The following is a 15127-nucleotide window of genomic DNA, read 5'->3' as shown; positions in this document are numbered from 1 at the left end:
TTAGCGGCGCGTTTGCTCAATACCTCGCCAGTTCGCGCCGAAATTTCCTCGGCTAACCGACGGCGATCACGGTTTTTCCCCGCCGTGGCGCCGTTTTTCCTCTTGCAGGCGCGCCGCCTTATTTTTGGCGCTCAAATCGTTGCGGATTTGCGCGTGGCTGATCAGCGCAAAGATAAAGGTGCCGCCGATGATGTTGCCCGCCAGCGTCGGCAGGGCGAACGGATAAACGAATGCTTGCCAGCCAATCGCGCCGTTGAACACCAGATACAGGATCTCCACCGAGCCGACCACGATATGCGTCAAATCGCAAATCGCCACCAGGTAGGTCATCAACACGATCACCCAAATTTTCGCCGCGCCGGCGGCCGGGAACATCCATACCATGGTGGCGATGATCCAGCCGGCCAGGATGCCGTTGGCGAACATTTCTCCCGGCGTATGGCGCATCACCTCTTCGCCCAGGCTAATGAAGGCGCGGCGCGTTTCGGCGTCGAACAGCGGCATATGGGTAAACGCCAGCGCCGCCAGCGCGGTGCCGATCAGATTGCCGAGCAGCACCACGCCCCACAGGCGCAGCAGGATAAGCAGGTTGCGCGGCGTGGGTTTATGCATAATGGGCAGCACCGCCGTGACGGTGTTTTCGGTAAACAGCTGCTGGCGCGCCATGATGACAATGATAAAACCGAAGGTGTAGCCGAGGTTCTCAATGAAAAAGCGGCTGGGATCGTCCGGCAAGCGGGCGTGGAAAATGCCTTTCGCCGCCAGCGAGGCGCCCATCGACAGCCCGGCGGCAATCGCCGACCACAGCAGCGCCAGCCCGTCGCGCTCCAGCTCTTTTTCGCCTTCCATTCGGATCTGTTCATGCACCGCCGCCGCGCGTGACGGCAGATTCTCTTCCCTGACTTCGATTTCGCGTTTGCCCTGTTCCTGCTCTTCGCTCTCTACCTGCATTGTCTCATCCGGCTCGTGCTGCTGGCGTTGCTGGTCGTTCATGCTGTCGCTCCTGCTCAATAAGGGTGAGGTCACGTCATTAAGCGTAGTTGCCCGGCCAAAATGCGGCGAAATACAGAAAAAGGTAACAAGAGTTAAAATCCGCCGATTTTTTCCACGCATTCTTGATCCTGCTCGCCATATTGGCCCCTCGGCGCGCCCGCCGCAGGCTGCGTGTGGGGAAAGGCTTATGCTATGATTCGCTATCCCAAAGAAAAATATGAGTTCCCTGATGCTGGAAGCCAAAAGTCTGAGTTGCGTGCGCGATGAGCGCATCCTGTTTAGCGAGCTAAGCTTTTCGGTTCAGCCGGGCGATATCATTCAGGTAGAAGGGCCGAACGGCGCGGGCAAGACCAGTTTGCTGCGCATCCTCGCCGGTCTGGCGCGGCCGGACGGCGGTGAGGTGTGCTGGCGCGGGCGCAACACGCTGCGCGATCGCGCGGCGTATCAGCAAGATTTGCTGTTTATCGGCCATCAACCGGGCATCAAAGCCGTATTGACACCCTTCGAAAATCTGCAGTTTTATCAGGCGGTGCGCGGCGCGGCCGAGCATCAGGCCATCTGGCGCGCGCTGGAGCAGGTCGGGTTGGTGGGGTACGAGGATCTGCCGGTGGCGCAGCTTTCGGCCGGGCAGCAGCGGCGGGTGGCGCTGGCGCGATTGTGGCTCAGCGCGGCGCCGCTGTGGATCCTCGATGAACCCTTGACGGCGATCGATAAACAGGGCGTAGCCGAGTTGATTAGCCTTTTTGAACAACATGCGCAGCGTGGCGGCATGGTATTGTTGACCACGCATCAGGATTTGGCCGGCGTCAGCCAAACGGTGGGCAAAATTCGTTTGGCGGAACACGACGCGGGGAGTTTGTGATGTTTTTGACTCTGGTGCGTCGCGAATTGAAGATCGCCTGCCGTAAAGGGTCGGAGATCGTCAACCCGCTGTGGTTTTTCCTGATTGTGATCACGCTGTTCCCGCTGGGGATTGGCCCTGAACCGCAGCTGCTGGCGCGGATTGCGCCGGGCATCGTGTGGGTGGCGGCGCTGCTGGCCTCGCTGCTGTCGCTGGAGCGGCTGTTTCGCGACGACTTTCTCGACGGTTCGCTGGAGCAGCTGTTGCTGCTGCCGACGCCGCTGCCGATGACGGTGCTGGGCAAAGTGTGTGCTCACTGGGTCGTGACGGGATTGCCGCTGCTGATCCTGTCGCCGCTGGTGGCGCTGCTGTTGTCGCTCGATATGCAAACCTGGCTGGCGGTGGCGGGTACGCTGCTGCTCGGCACGCCGACGCTGAGCCTGATCGGCGCTATCGGTGTGGGGTTGACCGTCGGCTTGCGCAAAGGGGGCGTGCTGCTCAGCCTGCTGGTGCTGCCGCTGTATATCCCGGTGCTGATCTTCGCCACCGGCGCGATCGACGCCGCCTCGATGGGCATGCCGATCGACGGTTACCTGGCGATACTCGGTGCGATGCTGGCGGGCAGCGTGACATTGGCACCGTTTGCCACCGCAGCGGCGCTGCGAGTGAGCGTGCACTAGCTAACGTATTGAATGAACAGACGGGGCAAGGCCGACAAGAGCGTACCCTGCAGAAGATTTTCGCCGTTTCGATCGCTCGGGGCGGCCGACGCATAAAAATTACCGTGAGCACTGACGACAATGTGGAAATGGTTACATCAACTGGCGCGGCCTGAACGGCTGTATCACGTCTGCGGCCGCTTTATCCCCTGGCTGGGGCTGGCGGCGGCGGCCTGCCTGCTGCTTGGCTGGGCATGGGGCTTTGGTTTCGCGCCGAAGGATTATCAGCAGGGCGACAGCTTCCGCATCATTTATATTCACGTGCCGGCGGCCATGTGGTCGATGGGCATCTATGCCTCGATGGCGGTGGCGGCGTTTATCGGCCTGGTGTGGCAGATGAAAATGTCCGATACCGTGGTGGCGGCGATGGCGCCGATCGGCGCGGTGTTCACCTTTATCGCGCTGGTGACCGGCTCCGCCTGGGGCAAGCCGATGTGGGGCACCTGGTGGGTGTGGGACGCGCGGCTGACCTCCGAGCTGGTGCTGCTGTTCCTTTATATGGGCGTCATCGCGCTGTATAACGCTTTCGAAGACCGCCGCCTGGCGGGCCGGGCCGCCGGCATTCTGGTGCTGGTGGGCGTGGTGAACATTCCGATCATCCATTTCTCCGTCGAATGGTGGAATACGCTGCATCAGGGCTCGACCAACATGCAGCAATCCATCGCGCCAAGTATGCGCACCCCGCTGCGCTGGGCGATCCTCGGCTACCTGCTGTTGTTCGTTACGTTGACGCTGATGCGTCTGCGCAATTTGATTCTGTTCCAGGAGCGCCAGCGCCCGTGGGTTGCCGGGCTGGTGAATAAGGAGCGTCAGTCATGAATGCCGCATTCGATTCCTGGCCGGCGTTTTTCGCCATGGGCGGTTATGCCTTCTATGTCTGGCTGGCGGTCGCCGTCACGCTGATTTCGCTGTTGGGGCTGGTGGCACACACCGTCTGGCAGCGGCGGCAGTTGCTCGCCGAGATCGGCCGCCGTCAGGCGCGCGAGCGGCGCATTCGCCATGCGCAACAATCAAAACAAAAATCCGCCGCACCGCGGGAGAAATCATTGTGAATCCACGTCGTAAAAGCCGCCTTTATCTGGCGATCGTTGTGCTGATCGGCATTGCGCTGACCGCAACCCTGATGCTGTACGCGCTGCGCTCCAACATCGATCTGTTCTATACCCCGGGTGAAATCCTGCAGGGCAAGGGCGAAAATCATGAGAAGCCCGAGGTCGGCCAGCGGCTGCGTATCGGCGGCATGGTGATGCCCGGCTCGGTGAAACGCGATCCCAATACGCTGCAGGTCAGCTTCAAGATTTACGACGCGCGCGGCGCGATCGGCGTGACCTACACTGGCATTCTGCCGGACCTGTTCCGCGAAGGGCAGGGCGTGGTGGCGCAGGGCGTGCTGGGCGAGGGCAACGTGGTCAATGCGCGCGAAGTGCTGGCCAAGCACGACGAGAAATACACGCCGCCAGAAGTGGCCGACGCGATGAAAGAGAATCACAAAGGGCCGGCGGAAGCGTATAACGCGCCGCAGGCGGAGGGTGCCAAGTCATGATGCCGGAACTGGGCAGTTTTCTGCTGTGCCTGGCGCTGGCGATCGCGCTGTTGCTGAGCATCTACCCGCAGTGGGGCGCGGCGCGGCAGGACAGCCGCATGATGGCGGTGGCCCGGCCGCTGACCTATGGCATGTTCGCGGCGATTGCGCTGGCGTTCCTGTGCCTGGTGCATGCCTTCGTGGTCAACGACTTTACCGTCGCCTACGTGGCCACCAACTCCAATACCCAACTGCCGGTGTATTACCGCATCGCCGCCACCTGGGGGGCGCACGAAGGTTCGCTGCTGCTGTGGGTGCTGCTGCTGAGTTGCTGGTCGCTGGCGGTGGCGTTGTGCAGCCGGGCGATGCCGCAGGACGCGGTGGCGCGGGTGCTGTCGGTGATGGGCATGATCACCGCCGGTTTCCTGCTGTTCATCATCATGACCTCCAACCCGTTCACCCGCACGCTGCCGAACTTCCCGATCGACGGCAGCGATCTCAACCCGCTGCTGCAGGATATCGGCCTGATTTTCCACCCGCCGCTGCTGTACATGGGCTATGTCGGCTTCTCGGTCGCCTTCGCGTTCGCCATCGCCTCGTTGATGGCCGGCCGGCTCGACACCGCCTGGGCGCGCTGGTCACGCCCGTGGACTACCGCCGCCTGGGTGTTCCTCACGCTGGGCATCGTGCTCGGATCGGCCTGGGCCTACTATGAGTTGGGCTGGGGCGGTTGGTGGTTCTGGGATCCGGTGGAGAACGCCTCCTTTATGCCGTGGCTGGCCGGCACCGCGCTGATGCATTCGCTGGCGGTGACCGAGAAACGCGGCACGTTCAAAGCCTGGACGGTGCTGCTGGCGATCACCGCCTTCTCGCTGTGCCTGCTGGGCACCTTCCTGGTGCGCTCCGGCGTGCTGGTCTCGGTGCACTCCTTCGCCTCCGACCCGGCGCGCGGCATGTTTATTCTCGCCTATCTGGTGATCGTCATCGGCGGTTCGCTGCTGCTGTACGCGGTCAAGGGCGGCCAGGTGCGTAGCCGTGTACAGCACGAGACCTTCTCGCGCGAGACCTTCCTGCTGGGCAATAACGTGCTGCTGATCGCCGCCATGCTGGTGGTGCTGTTGGGCACGCTGCTGCCGCTGGTGCACAAACAGTTGGGGCTGGGCAGCATTTCGATCGGCGAGCCGTTCTTCAATACCATGTTCACCTGGCTGATGGCGCCGCTGGCGCTGCTGTTGGGCATTGGGCCGCTGGTGCGCTGGCGCCGCGATGAGCCGCGCAAGCTGTGGCGGCGCCTCGGCGTAGCGCTGCTGGCGACGCTGGTGCTGTCGATTCTGCTGCCGTGGTTGCTGCAGGACAGCATCGCCGGCATGACGGTGGTGGGCCTGATCATGGCACTGTGGGTGATCATCCTGACGCTGATGGAGCTGCATGAGCGCGCCACCCATCGTCACGGTTTCTGGCGCGGCCTGCGACAGCTGTCCCGCAGCCACTGGGGCATGGTGCTCGGCCACCTCGGCGTGGCGGTGACGGTGATCGGCATCGCCTTCAGCCAGAACTACAGCGTGGAGCGTGACGTGCGGATGAAGGCCGGCGACAGCGTGGATATCCACAATTATCATTTCGTGTTCCGCGACGTGCACGACATCCGCGGCCCGAACTACAGCGGCGGCGTCGGTATCATCGACGTGACGCGCAACGGCAAGCCGGAGGCGACGCTGCATGCGGAGAAACGCTACTACAGCGTGGCGCGCAGCATGATGACCGAGGCGGCGATCGACGGCGGGTTCAGCCGCGATCTGTACGCGGCGCTGGGCGAGGAGCTGGAAGACGGCTCCTGGGCGGTGCGCCTGTATTACAAACCCTTCGTGCGCTGGATCTGGTTCGGCGGCGTCTTTATGGCGATCGGCGGCCTGCTGTGCATTCTCGACCCGCGTTATCGCATGAGCAAAAAGCTCAAGCGCGAAGGCAAGCTGGAGGCGCAATCATGAAGCGTAAGCTGCTGTTTATCCCGTTGGTGCTCTTCCTGCTGCTGGTGGCGGCCCTGATGGTGCAACTGACGCGCAACGCCGGCGGCGAAGATCCGACCATGCTGGAGTCGGCGCTGATCGGCAAACCGGTGCCGACCTTCAGGCTGGAATCGCTGGATCAGCCCGGCAAAACCTACGATCAGGCGGTGCTGCGCGACGGCAAGCCGATATTGCTCAACGTCTGGGCCACCTGGTGCCCGACCTGCCGCGCGGAGCACCAGTATCTCAATACGCTGGCGGCGCGCGGCGTGCGGGTGGTCGGCCTGAACTATAAAGACGATCGTGCCAAGGCGGTGACCTGGCTGAATTCCCTCGGCAATCCCTATGCGCTCAGCCTGTACGACGGCGACGGCATGCTGGGGTTGGATCTCGGGGTGTACGGCGCGCCTGAGACCTTCCTTATCGACGGCCAGGGGATCATTCGCTATCGCCACGCCGGCGACATGAACGAGCGCGTCTGGCAGCAGGAAGTGCTGCCGCTGTATAAAAAGTACGGGGGCGAGGCATGAGGTTGATTGTTCTGCTGTGCGCCGCGCTGCTGAGCTGGAGCACCGCCGCGGCGATCGATACCTATCGCTTCAACTCCGTCGAGCAGGAGCAGCAGTATCGCGAGTTGACCGAACAGCTGCGCTGCCCGAAATGCCAAAACAACAGCATTGCCGATTCCAACGCTATCATCGCCGCCGACATGCGCACCAAGGTGTACGAGCTGATGATGCAGGGGCAAAACAAGCAGCAGATCATCGACTACATGGTGGCGCGTTATGGCAACTTCGTCACCTACGAACCGCCGGTAACGCCGGCGACGCTGATCTTGTGGATCGGCCCGCTGCTGTTCGTATTGATCGGCGGGGCGGTGGTGATCCTGCGCACCCGTCGCAAGCCCGACGCGGTGGTGGACGATGCATTCTCCGAACGGGAACGGCAGCGCCTGGCGGCGCTGTTGCAAGAGACTGACAGGAAGAAACCCTAATGGCTTTTTGGCTGATTATTTGCGTGTTGTTGGCCGGCGCCGCCGCGTTGCTGGTGGTGCCGGCGATGCGCCACGGCAAGCAGAGCGCCGCCACGCGCGATGCGTTGAACAAAGCGTTTTATCAGGATCGCCTCAGCGAGCTGGAGCAGGATGAGCAGCAGGGCGTGGTGGCCGAGCGTCCGGAACTGGTCAAAGAGCTGCAACAGAACCTGTTGAACGACATCCCGGCCGAGCAGATAGCGCAGGCGAAGCCGATCAACCGCTGGGCGCTGGTGCCGGGCGTGCTGTTATTGCTGGCGGTGACCGTTGGCTTTTATCTGAAAACCGGCGGGTTGGCGCAGGTGCTGGACTGGCGTCTGGTGCAGGCGCAAATGCCGGAATTGCGCGAGCGCGTCGCCAACGAGCGCGCCAAACCGCTGAGCATGGAAGAGATTGCCCGTCTCGGACTGGGGCTGCGCACCGCGCTGCAGCAGGACGATCGCAATATCAACGACTGGATGATGCTGGGGCGCGTCGGCATGGCGTTGAACAATGCCACTACCGCTACGCAGGCCTTTGCTCATGCTTATCAATTGGATCCGAATAGTCTGGAAGTGCGGCTCGGCTATGCCGAGGTCTTGACGCGATCCAACGATCCGGAGGATAACAAGCAGGCGACGCAGCTGTTGCGGCGCATGATCGCGGAAAACCACAGCGATCCGCGGGTGCTCAGCCTGCTGGCGTTCAATGCCTTCGAACAGGGCGATTTCAAGCAGGCGATCGGCGCCTGGCAAGTGATGCTGCAGCTGCTGCCGGCCAACGATCCGCGCGCGGAAGTGATAAAGCGCAGTATTGCACAAGCAAAAGCCCAGGCCGGCGGAGAAACTGTTAAACTGAATGTGACCGTTGCGCTGTCACCGCAGGCGGCGAAAGCCATGCCGCCGCAGGGGACGCTGGTTATCTCGGTGACCGACGGCGTCAGCCCGGTGCCGGTCGCAGTAAAACAATTGCCGTTGAGCCGTTTTCCGCTGTCTTTCTCACTGGATGACAGCAACGCCATGATGCCCGAGCGTCTGCTCTCGGCGCAGCATCAGGTGCAGGTGCGTGTGCGCCTCTCACAGGACGGATTGGCCACGCCGCAACCGGGGGACTGGTTCGGCGAAAGCTCGCTGCAGACATTCAGCGGTAAAGAGCAGGTTAGCGTTCAGATAAACAAGCAGGTCCCTGAAAAATAAGACCGAACGTGTTTTTATGGAGAAAAATATGAACTTTCGCCTGACTGGGGTGGCATTCGCAGCGGCATTACTGGTGGGCTGTGCCAGCGCGCCAGACAATGAGCCGCAAGGGCGTTCTGATCCTCTGGAAGGATTTAACCGGACGATGTTCGACTTCAACTACAACGTCCTGGATCCTTATATCTTGCGTCCGGTCGCGGTGGCCTGGCGTGACTACGTGCCGATGCCGGCGCGTAACGGCATCAGCAACTTCACCTCCAACCTGGAAGAGCCGGCCAGCATGGTCAACGCCTTCCTGAAGGGCGATCCTTACCGCGGGATGATCCACTTCAACCGTTTCTTCCTGAACACCCTACTCGGGATGGGCGGCCTGATCGACGTGGCCGGCATGGCCAACCCGAAACTGGCGCGCGAAGAGCCGAATCGCTTCGGCAGCACGTTGGGGCATTACGATGTGGGTTACGGCCCGTACGTGATGTTGCCGGGCTACGGCAGCTTTACCCTGCGTGACGAAGGTGGCGACTTTGCGGATACGCTGTATCCGATGCTGAGCTACCTGACCTTCTGGATGTCGGCGGGCAAATGGGTGGTCGAGGGTATCGAAACCCGCGCTCAACTGCTGGATTCCGACGGTCTGCTGCGCAATTCCTCCGATCCTTACATCATGGTGCGCGAAGCTTACTTCCAGCGCCACGATTTCATCGCCAACGGCGGTTCGCTCAAGCCGGAAGAGAACCCGAACGCCAAGGCGATTCAGGGCGAACTGGACGAGATCGACTCGCAGTAATCCCGGGCATTATGCCAATGAAAACCCGCCGTCAGGCGGGTTTTTTTATGCCCGCGCGAGCGACAGGCAAAGAAAAAGCGCCCCAGGGGGCGCTTTGGCATCCATCTCAAGTGAGATTAGAAGCGGTAGTTGAAGTTGGCGCCGTACAGCCAGGCTTTACCCACCGAATTGAAGGTGTAAGGGCCTTCGTTGATGGTGACTTTCTGGCCGTGCATGTAGGACACGCCGACGTCGACCGAGGCGTCTTTGTTGAACGCATAGGTAGTACCGGCACTCAGCCAGAAACGGTCCTGATCGGGAATGGAGATCGAACGGTTTTGGGCGGGCACCGGGCTGTCATCGAAGGCGATACCGGTCCGGAAGGTCCAGTTGTCGTCGTAGAAGTAGGTGGTGCCCAGCGCGATACGGTAAGCGTCTTTGAAGCCTTCATGCTTCTCGAACAGCGTCTGACCGTTGTTGCCGGTGGCTCTCAGCTCCTGGAACTGGCTCCAGCTGGTATAGGCCAGGCTGTAGTGAATGGCCCACTGCGGCGCCACTTTGTTGTAGCCGGACAGCTCCCACATTTCCGGCAGATTCAGATCCAGAGAACCCGGGATGGTGCTGCCGCTGGTACCCCAAGGCAAGCCTAAGCCCAGAGATTGAGTCAGAGGGTTGAATTGTGCTGGCAGGCTGCTCTTGTAATCGCCATCGAACTTGATTTTGACTTCAGAGCGATAGGTGAAGCCGTAACGGTTGTTTTCATCCACTTCGTACAGGATGCCGGCGTTCCAGCCGTAACCCCATTTATCGCCTTTCAGGTGAGAAATCTGGGTATCGCCAGGGATTTGAGCGATCATTCCGGCTTGCTGAGGCGTTAATCTACCGGTTTGCAGGCCTTGACCTGCAAGCAGTTTCGGCAATTCACCGGCGTAGCGTTCCAGTTTGGCTTTGGCGTACACCGCGTCGAAGCCCAGGCCGAAGCTGAAGTGTTGATTCAGACGGTAGGCGCCGCTCAGGTTGAGGTTAACGGTAGTCAAATCGGTCTTACCGCCGTAGGCGCCAGCGGTATAACCGTCGTTGAATTCGGTCGCCAAACCGAAGTTGCTGGTGACCGAGCCGCCTACGGCGAACTGATCGTTAATCGGGTGAACATAATGCAGGTTCGGCACCCAGGCGACAGGGGCGATATTTTTGGAGTCCAGGCTGGCACCGGAAGGCGATTTGCCGGTGATGTCAACGTCCGGGTCGATGAAGACTGCGCCGATGGACAGCTCGGGACGGGTATACATCATCAGCAATGCCGGGTTGCGGCTTGCGGAGGCCGCTGTATCCGCCATGGCGCCTTCGCCAGAATACGAACGTCCTAAACCAGCTGATGAGAACTCATTCAGCTGGAATCCTGCGGCAGACACGTTTGAAGAAATAATTGCCACTGCAGCTGCGAGAGCTGATTTAGTCAATAGGTTTTTCTGGCTCATGACCAAAACCTCATTATGTGTTTATTATTTAAACTATTGTTACACGAAGTAACAAGGAGCGCGGGATTGTAGGGTCCGTTATCGTTCAGACAAATCAGACCAGTGGCTGAAGTATAGGTCTGACCTGTGAAATTGTTGCAAGTTTGTTTTTGAAATATTTCCAACCTGATATCAAAAAAGAGATCTGCTTAACAAAAAGCCAGCGGTAAATAACAAAATTCTTACCATTCCTTAGCAGACGCTCATTTTTATTTGTGATTTCCATCACTTAAAACACCCAGTAAAAGTAAGTGCTAGTGATTGCCGGCGTGGAAGCGTAAAATACCCGCAGAATTTTGTGGCTTTGTGCCGGTGAGTGAAACGGCAATTTGGGCTGATAACCGAGGCCCTTGAGGAGAACCAATCATGTCAGATGCAATTAATAAATGCAGCGCCCAGGAAACCGCCGCGTGTTGCTGCGTGGATGTCGGCACCGTGATGGATAACACCGATTGCACCGCGTCCTACAGCCAGGTGTTCAGTAATCAACAAGATGCGGAAGCGATGCTGGCCGCCCTGAGCGAAAAGGCGCGCGCGGTCGAATCCGATCCTTGTGACATCAGCAGTAGCATTAAACCGGTTGACGGCGGCGTGCAGTTGGAGGCCGATTTCACCTTCGCCTGCCAGGCGGAAACCCTGATCTTCCAGCTCGGCCTGCGTTAATCCCCGCTTTACCCCCGGCGCCGCCTGCTGCGCGCCGGGGATTTCCTTCCCCGTGCCGCCCCGATAGAAAGTGCGCCTGCTCGCAGTTTTGATCTCTGCCGGTTTGCCAAATGTAACCGTTTGGTTAACAATGACCTCATCAGGTCAGACCTCTTTCTGCCCATTGCGCTGACGTTATTTTCTTCAGGAGCATTTATGAGTAAGGCACTGCCGTTGGTGACCCGTCATGGTGACCGCATTGCGATTGTGAATGGACTGCGTACCCCCTTTGCCAAACAGGCAACTGCCTATCACGGCATTCCGGCGGTGGATTTAGGGAAAACGGCGGTGAGCGAGCTGTTGGCGCGTAGCGGCATCGATCCGCAGCTGATCGAACAGCTGGTGTTCGGCCAGGTGGTGCAAATGCCCGAGGCGCCGAACATCGCGCGTGAAATCGTGCTCGGTACCGGTATGAGCGTTCATACCGACGCTTACAGCGTGTCGCGTGCCTGCGCCACCAGCTTCCAGGCGATCGCCAACGTGGCGGAGAGCATCATGGCCGGCAGCATCAGCGTCGGTATCGCCGGCGGGGCGGACTCTTCTTCCGTCTTGCCGATCGGCGTCAGCAAGGCGTTGGCGCGCACGCTGGTGGACGTCAACAAGGCGCGCACGCTGTCGCAGCGTCTCAAACTGTTCAGCCGGCTGAAATTCCGCGATCTGATGCCGGTGCCGCCGGCGGTGGCGGAGTATTCCACCGGTCTGCGCATGGGCGATACCGCTGAGCAAATGGCGAAAAGCCACGGCATCACCCGCGAAGCGCAGGATGCGCTGGCGCACCGTTCCCACGAACTGGCGGCCAGGGCCTGGCGTGAGGGGTGGCTGCGCGATGAGGTGATGACGGCCTACGTGCCGCCTTACCGCGCGCAGCTTTCTGAAGACAACAATATCCGCAAAGACTCCAGCCTGGCTTCCTACGCCAAGCTGAAACCGGCGTTCGATCGCAAACACGGCAGCGTCACTGCGGCCAACAGCACGCCGTTGACCGACGGCGCGGCGGCGGTACTGATGATGAGCGAATCGCGCGCCAAAGAGCTGGGGCTGCAGCCGCTCGGCTATCTACGCAGTTTCGCCTTTGCCGCCATCGACGTGTGGGAAGACATGCTGCTGGGGCCTTCCTACGCTACGCCGCTGGCGCTGGATCGCGCCGGCATCGGTCTGGCCGATCTGACGCTCATCGACATGCATGAAGCCTTCGCTGCGCAAACGCTGGCCAACCTGAAGATGTTTGCCAGCGAAGCGTTCGCCCGCGAGAAGCTTGGCCGCAGCCAGGCGATCGGTGAGGTGGACATGGACAAATTCAACGTTTTGGGCGGTTCCATCGCCTATGGCCACCCATTCGCCGCCACCGGCGCGCGCATGATCACCCAGACGTTGCGCGAGTTGAAACGCCGCGGCGGCGGGCTGGGCCTGACCACCGCCTGCGCCGCCGGCGGGTTAGGGGCCGCGATGATCGTGGAGGTGGAATGATGAGTGCCGAAAACGCATTGCACGAACAGCGGGCCAAACCGTCGGCCTTTCAGCTGACGATTCGTCCCGACAACATCGGCGTGATCACCATCGACGTGCCGGGCGATAAGGTCAATACGCTCAAGGCCGAGTTCGTCGAACAGGTGAACGACGTGCTGATCCGGGCGCAGCAGCATACCGCGCTGGAAGGATTGGTGATCGTTTCCGGCAAGCCGGACTCGTTTATCGCCGGCGCCGACATCACCATGATTGCCGCCTGCACCAGCGCCAAAGAGGCGGAAACGCTGGCCAAGAAAGGGCAGAGCACGCTAGCGCAGATCGCCGCCTTCCCGGTGCCGGTGGTGGCCGCCATTCATGGCGCCTGCCTGGGCGGCGGCCTGGAATTGGCGCTGGCCTGCCACGGCCGCGTCTGTTCGTTGGATGACAAAACCGCGCTCGGTCTGCCGGAAGTGCAGCTGGGCCTGCTGCCGGGCTCCGGCGGCACTCAGCGCCTGCCGCGCTTGGTTGGCGCCGCCAAGGCGCTGGACATGATCCTGACCGGCAAGCACATTCGCGCCCGCCAGGCGCTGCGCATGGGGCTGGTGGACGACGCCGTGCCGCAGTCGATCCTGTTGCAGACCGCCATCGAGCGGGTGAAACAGGGCTGGAAGCATCAGCGCGAGCTGCCGTGGCAGGATCGCCTGCTCAATGGCCCGCTGGGCAGAAATCTGCTGTTCAGCATTGTGCGCAAAAAAACGTTGGCGAAAACCCACGGCAACTACCCGGCGGCGGAACGCATCATTCTGGTAGTGCGCACCGGGCTGGATCACGGCAGCGCCAGCGGCTATGAAGCCGAAGCGCGCGCCTTTGGCGAACTGGCGATGACGCCGCAGTCGGCGGCGCTGCGCAGCCTGTTCTTCGCCTCCACTGCGCTGAAAAAAGAGCGGGGCGGCAATGCCAAGCCGCATGCCCTGCATCGCGTCGGCATTCTCGGCGGCGGCCTGATGGGCGGCGGCATCGCCTGCGTCACCGCCACGCGCGGCGGTTTGCCGGTTCGTATCAAAGACATTAATGAAACCGGCATCAATCACGCGCTGAAATACAGCTGGGACGTGCTTGGCAAACGGGTACGCAGCAAGCGCATGCGCCCGGCGGAACGGCAAAAACAGATGATGCTGATCTCCGGCTCTACCGATTACACCGGCTTTGAGCAGGTGGATATCGTGGTCGAGGCGGTGTTTGAGGATCTGGCGCTGAAGCAGAAGATGGTGGCCGAGGTCGAAGCGAACTGTGCGCCGCATACCGTGTTTGCCTCCAATACTTCCTCGTTGCCTATCGGCCACATCGCCGAAAAAGCCCAGCGGCCGCAGCAGGTGATCGGTCTGCACTACTTTAGCCCGGTGGACAAAATGCCGCTGGTGGAAGTGATCCCGCACGCCGGCACCAGCGAAGAGACTATCGCGACCACCGTGGCGCTGGCGCACAAGCAGGGCAAGACCGCTATCGTGGTGGGCGACAGCGCGGGTTTTTATGTCAACCGCATCCTGGCGCCGTACATCAACGAAGCGGCCCGTTGCCTGCTGGAAGGCGAGCCGATGGAGTCGCTGGACAAGGCGCTGGTGGACTTCGGTTTCCCGGTCGGCCCGATCACCCTGTTGGACGAAGTGGGCATCGACGTCGGCACCAAGATCATTCCGGTGCTGGTCGAGGCGCTGGGGCCGCGCTTCGCCGCGCCGGCTGCGTTCGATGCGGTGCTGAAGGACGGGCGTAAAGGGCGCAAGAACGGCCGCGGCTTCTATCTTTACCCGAGCGAAGGGCAGCAGCGGCAGCGGCGTAAACGTGCGGATACCTCATTGTATACGTTGCTCGGCGTCACGCCGAAGGCGCACATGCTGCCGGCGACCGTCGCCCAGCGCTGCGTGATGATGATGCTGAACGAAGCGGCGCGCTGCCTGGATGAAGGCGTGATCCGCAGCGCGCGCGACGGCGACATCGGCGCGGTGTTCGGCATCGGCTTCCCGCCGTTCCTCGGCGGCCCGTTCCGCTATATGGACGAGCTCGGCGCCGAAAAAGTGGTGAAAACGTTGGAATACCTGCGCCAGCAGCACGGCGAGCACTTCGCGCCGTGCGAACGCTTGCAGCGCATGGCGCAGCAGGGCGAGCGTTTTTACCCGCTGGGGAGCTGAACGCAGGGCGGCCCGATTTGCACTATAGTTGCAACAGGGCCGCGTTGTGATCGCCATCACTCCTTGTAACAGCGTCAGCCGGTGAGGCTGTACAGCAAGGCGTAGGCAGCGGTAAGTTAGCTTGACCGTCATCAATAAATTTCATGGCGGTAAGGTTAAAATTTAACCCGTTGAATTGATTGTTCTGTGAGCAATCGAGGTTTGCCAGGGGAAGGTTGCTG

Annotated in this window: 15 protein-coding genes; 13 read left to right on the top strand and 2 right to left on the bottom strand. The window is 60.9% G+C overall.

Going from position 1 to position 15127, the window contains the following annotated elements; all coding sequences use genetic code 11:
- Window positions 1-66: 66 nt before the first annotated feature.
- A complete protein-coding gene (locus GUC32_RS17515; RefSeq protein WP_049207362.1) occupies window positions 67-993 on the bottom strand; it encodes a formate/nitrite transporter family protein in 927 nt (308 codons plus the stop codon).
- A 229-nt stretch (window positions 994-1222) separates the two neighbouring features.
- Between GUC32_RS17515 and ccmA the strand changes: the two genes are divergently transcribed.
- From ccmA to mlaA, 10 genes are all read left to right on the top strand, one after another.
- Window positions 1223-1855 (top strand): cytochrome c biogenesis heme-transporting ATPase CcmA, encoded by a 633-nt coding sequence (ccmA, locus tag GUC32_RS17510; RefSeq protein ID WP_015378626.1) that lies wholly within the window; start codon window positions 1223-1225, stop codon window positions 1853-1855.
- A complete protein-coding gene (gene ccmB, locus GUC32_RS17505; RefSeq protein ID WP_025303731.1) occupies window positions 1855-2514 on the top strand; it encodes a heme exporter protein CcmB in 660 nt (219 codons plus the stop codon). The genes ccmA and ccmB overlap by 1 nt, the downstream gene beginning before the upstream one ends.
- Window positions 2515-2634: 120 nt before the next feature.
- Complete coding sequence (locus tag GUC32_RS17500) at window positions 2635-3372, top strand: heme ABC transporter permease (protein WP_004936270.1); 738 nt, start codon at window positions 2635-2637, stop codon at window positions 3370-3372.
- Window positions 3369-3605 (top strand): heme exporter protein CcmD, encoded by a 237-nt coding sequence (ccmD, locus tag GUC32_RS17495; RefSeq protein ID WP_025303729.1) that lies wholly within the window; start codon window positions 3369-3371, stop codon window positions 3603-3605. Before GUC32_RS17500 ends, ccmD begins: the two co-directional genes overlap by 4 nt.
- On the top strand, window positions 3602-4096 hold the full coding sequence (gene ccmE, locus GUC32_RS17490; protein ID WP_004936264.1) for a cytochrome c maturation protein CcmE: 495 nt from the start codon (window positions 3602-3604) through the stop codon (window positions 4094-4096). The genes ccmD and ccmE overlap by 4 nt, the downstream gene beginning before the upstream one ends.
- Window positions 4093-6063 (top strand): heme lyase CcmF/NrfE family subunit, encoded by a 1971-nt coding sequence (locus GUC32_RS17485; protein WP_025303728.1) that lies wholly within the window; start codon window positions 4093-4095, stop codon window positions 6061-6063. The genes ccmE and GUC32_RS17485 overlap by 4 nt, the downstream gene beginning before the upstream one ends.
- Window positions 6060-6611 carry a DsbE family thiol:disulfide interchange protein gene (locus GUC32_RS17480; protein WP_015378623.1) on the top strand — a complete coding sequence of 184 codons (552 nt, stop codon included), beginning with the start codon at window positions 6060-6062 and terminating at the stop codon, window positions 6609-6611. Before GUC32_RS17485 ends, GUC32_RS17480 begins: the two co-directional genes overlap by 4 nt.
- Window positions 6608-7075, top strand: a complete 468-nt coding sequence (locus GUC32_RS17475; protein WP_099816978.1) for a cytochrome c-type biogenesis protein — start codon at window positions 6608-6610, stop codon at window positions 7073-7075. The genes GUC32_RS17480 and GUC32_RS17475 overlap by 4 nt, the downstream gene beginning before the upstream one ends.
- Window positions 7075-8289: a c-type cytochrome biogenesis protein CcmI gene (gene ccmI, locus GUC32_RS17470; protein WP_060433754.1), complete on the top strand. Its 1215-nt coding sequence runs from the start codon at window positions 7075-7077 to the stop codon at window positions 8287-8289. The genes GUC32_RS17475 and ccmI overlap by 1 nt, the downstream gene beginning before the upstream one ends.
- 28 nt (window positions 8290-8317) lie before the next feature.
- Window positions 8318-9076, top strand: a complete 759-nt coding sequence (gene mlaA / locus GUC32_RS17465; protein ID WP_025303725.1) for a phospholipid-binding lipoprotein MlaA — start codon at window positions 8318-8320, stop codon at window positions 9074-9076.
- A 116-nt stretch (window positions 9077-9192) separates the two neighbouring features.
- On the opposite strand, the gene fadL is transcribed toward mlaA, so the two are convergent.
- Window positions 9193-10533 (bottom strand): long-chain fatty acid transporter FadL, encoded by a 1341-nt coding sequence (gene fadL, locus GUC32_RS17460; RefSeq protein WP_038629776.1) that lies wholly within the window; start codon window positions 10531-10533, stop codon window positions 9193-9195.
- Between the two features lie 405 nt (window positions 10534-10938).
- Here fadL and GUC32_RS17455 point away from each other — a divergent pair, with 405 nt between their 5' ends.
- The 3 genes from GUC32_RS17455 to fadJ all read left to right on the top strand — a co-directional run bounded on the left by GUC32_RS17455 (window position 10939) and on the right by fadJ (window position 14906).
- Window positions 10939-11235, top strand: a complete 297-nt coding sequence (locus tag GUC32_RS17455) for a YfcZ/YiiS family protein (RefSeq protein ID WP_072145088.1) — start codon at window positions 10939-10941, stop codon at window positions 11233-11235.
- Window positions 11236-11430: 195 nt separating this feature from the next.
- A complete protein-coding gene (fadI, locus tag GUC32_RS17450; protein WP_025303722.1) occupies window positions 11431-12741 on the top strand; it encodes an acetyl-CoA C-acyltransferase FadI in 1311 nt (436 codons plus the stop codon).
- Entirely contained in the window at window positions 12741-14906 is a 2166-nt protein-coding gene (fadJ, locus tag GUC32_RS17445) for a fatty acid oxidation complex subunit alpha FadJ (protein ID WP_369435782.1), read from the top strand. The genes fadI and fadJ overlap by 1 nt, the downstream gene beginning before the upstream one ends.
- Window positions 14907-15127: the final 221 nt, after the last annotated feature.

Origin of the sequence: Serratia sp. NGAS9 (assembly GCF_009905295.1) — a bacterium.
Lineage (GTDB): Bacteria > Pseudomonadota > Gammaproteobacteria > Enterobacterales > Enterobacteriaceae > Serratia > Serratia bockelmannii.
The sequence above is the reverse complement of the archived record's forward strand: the minus strand, read 5'-3'. Positions and strand labels throughout refer to the sequence as shown.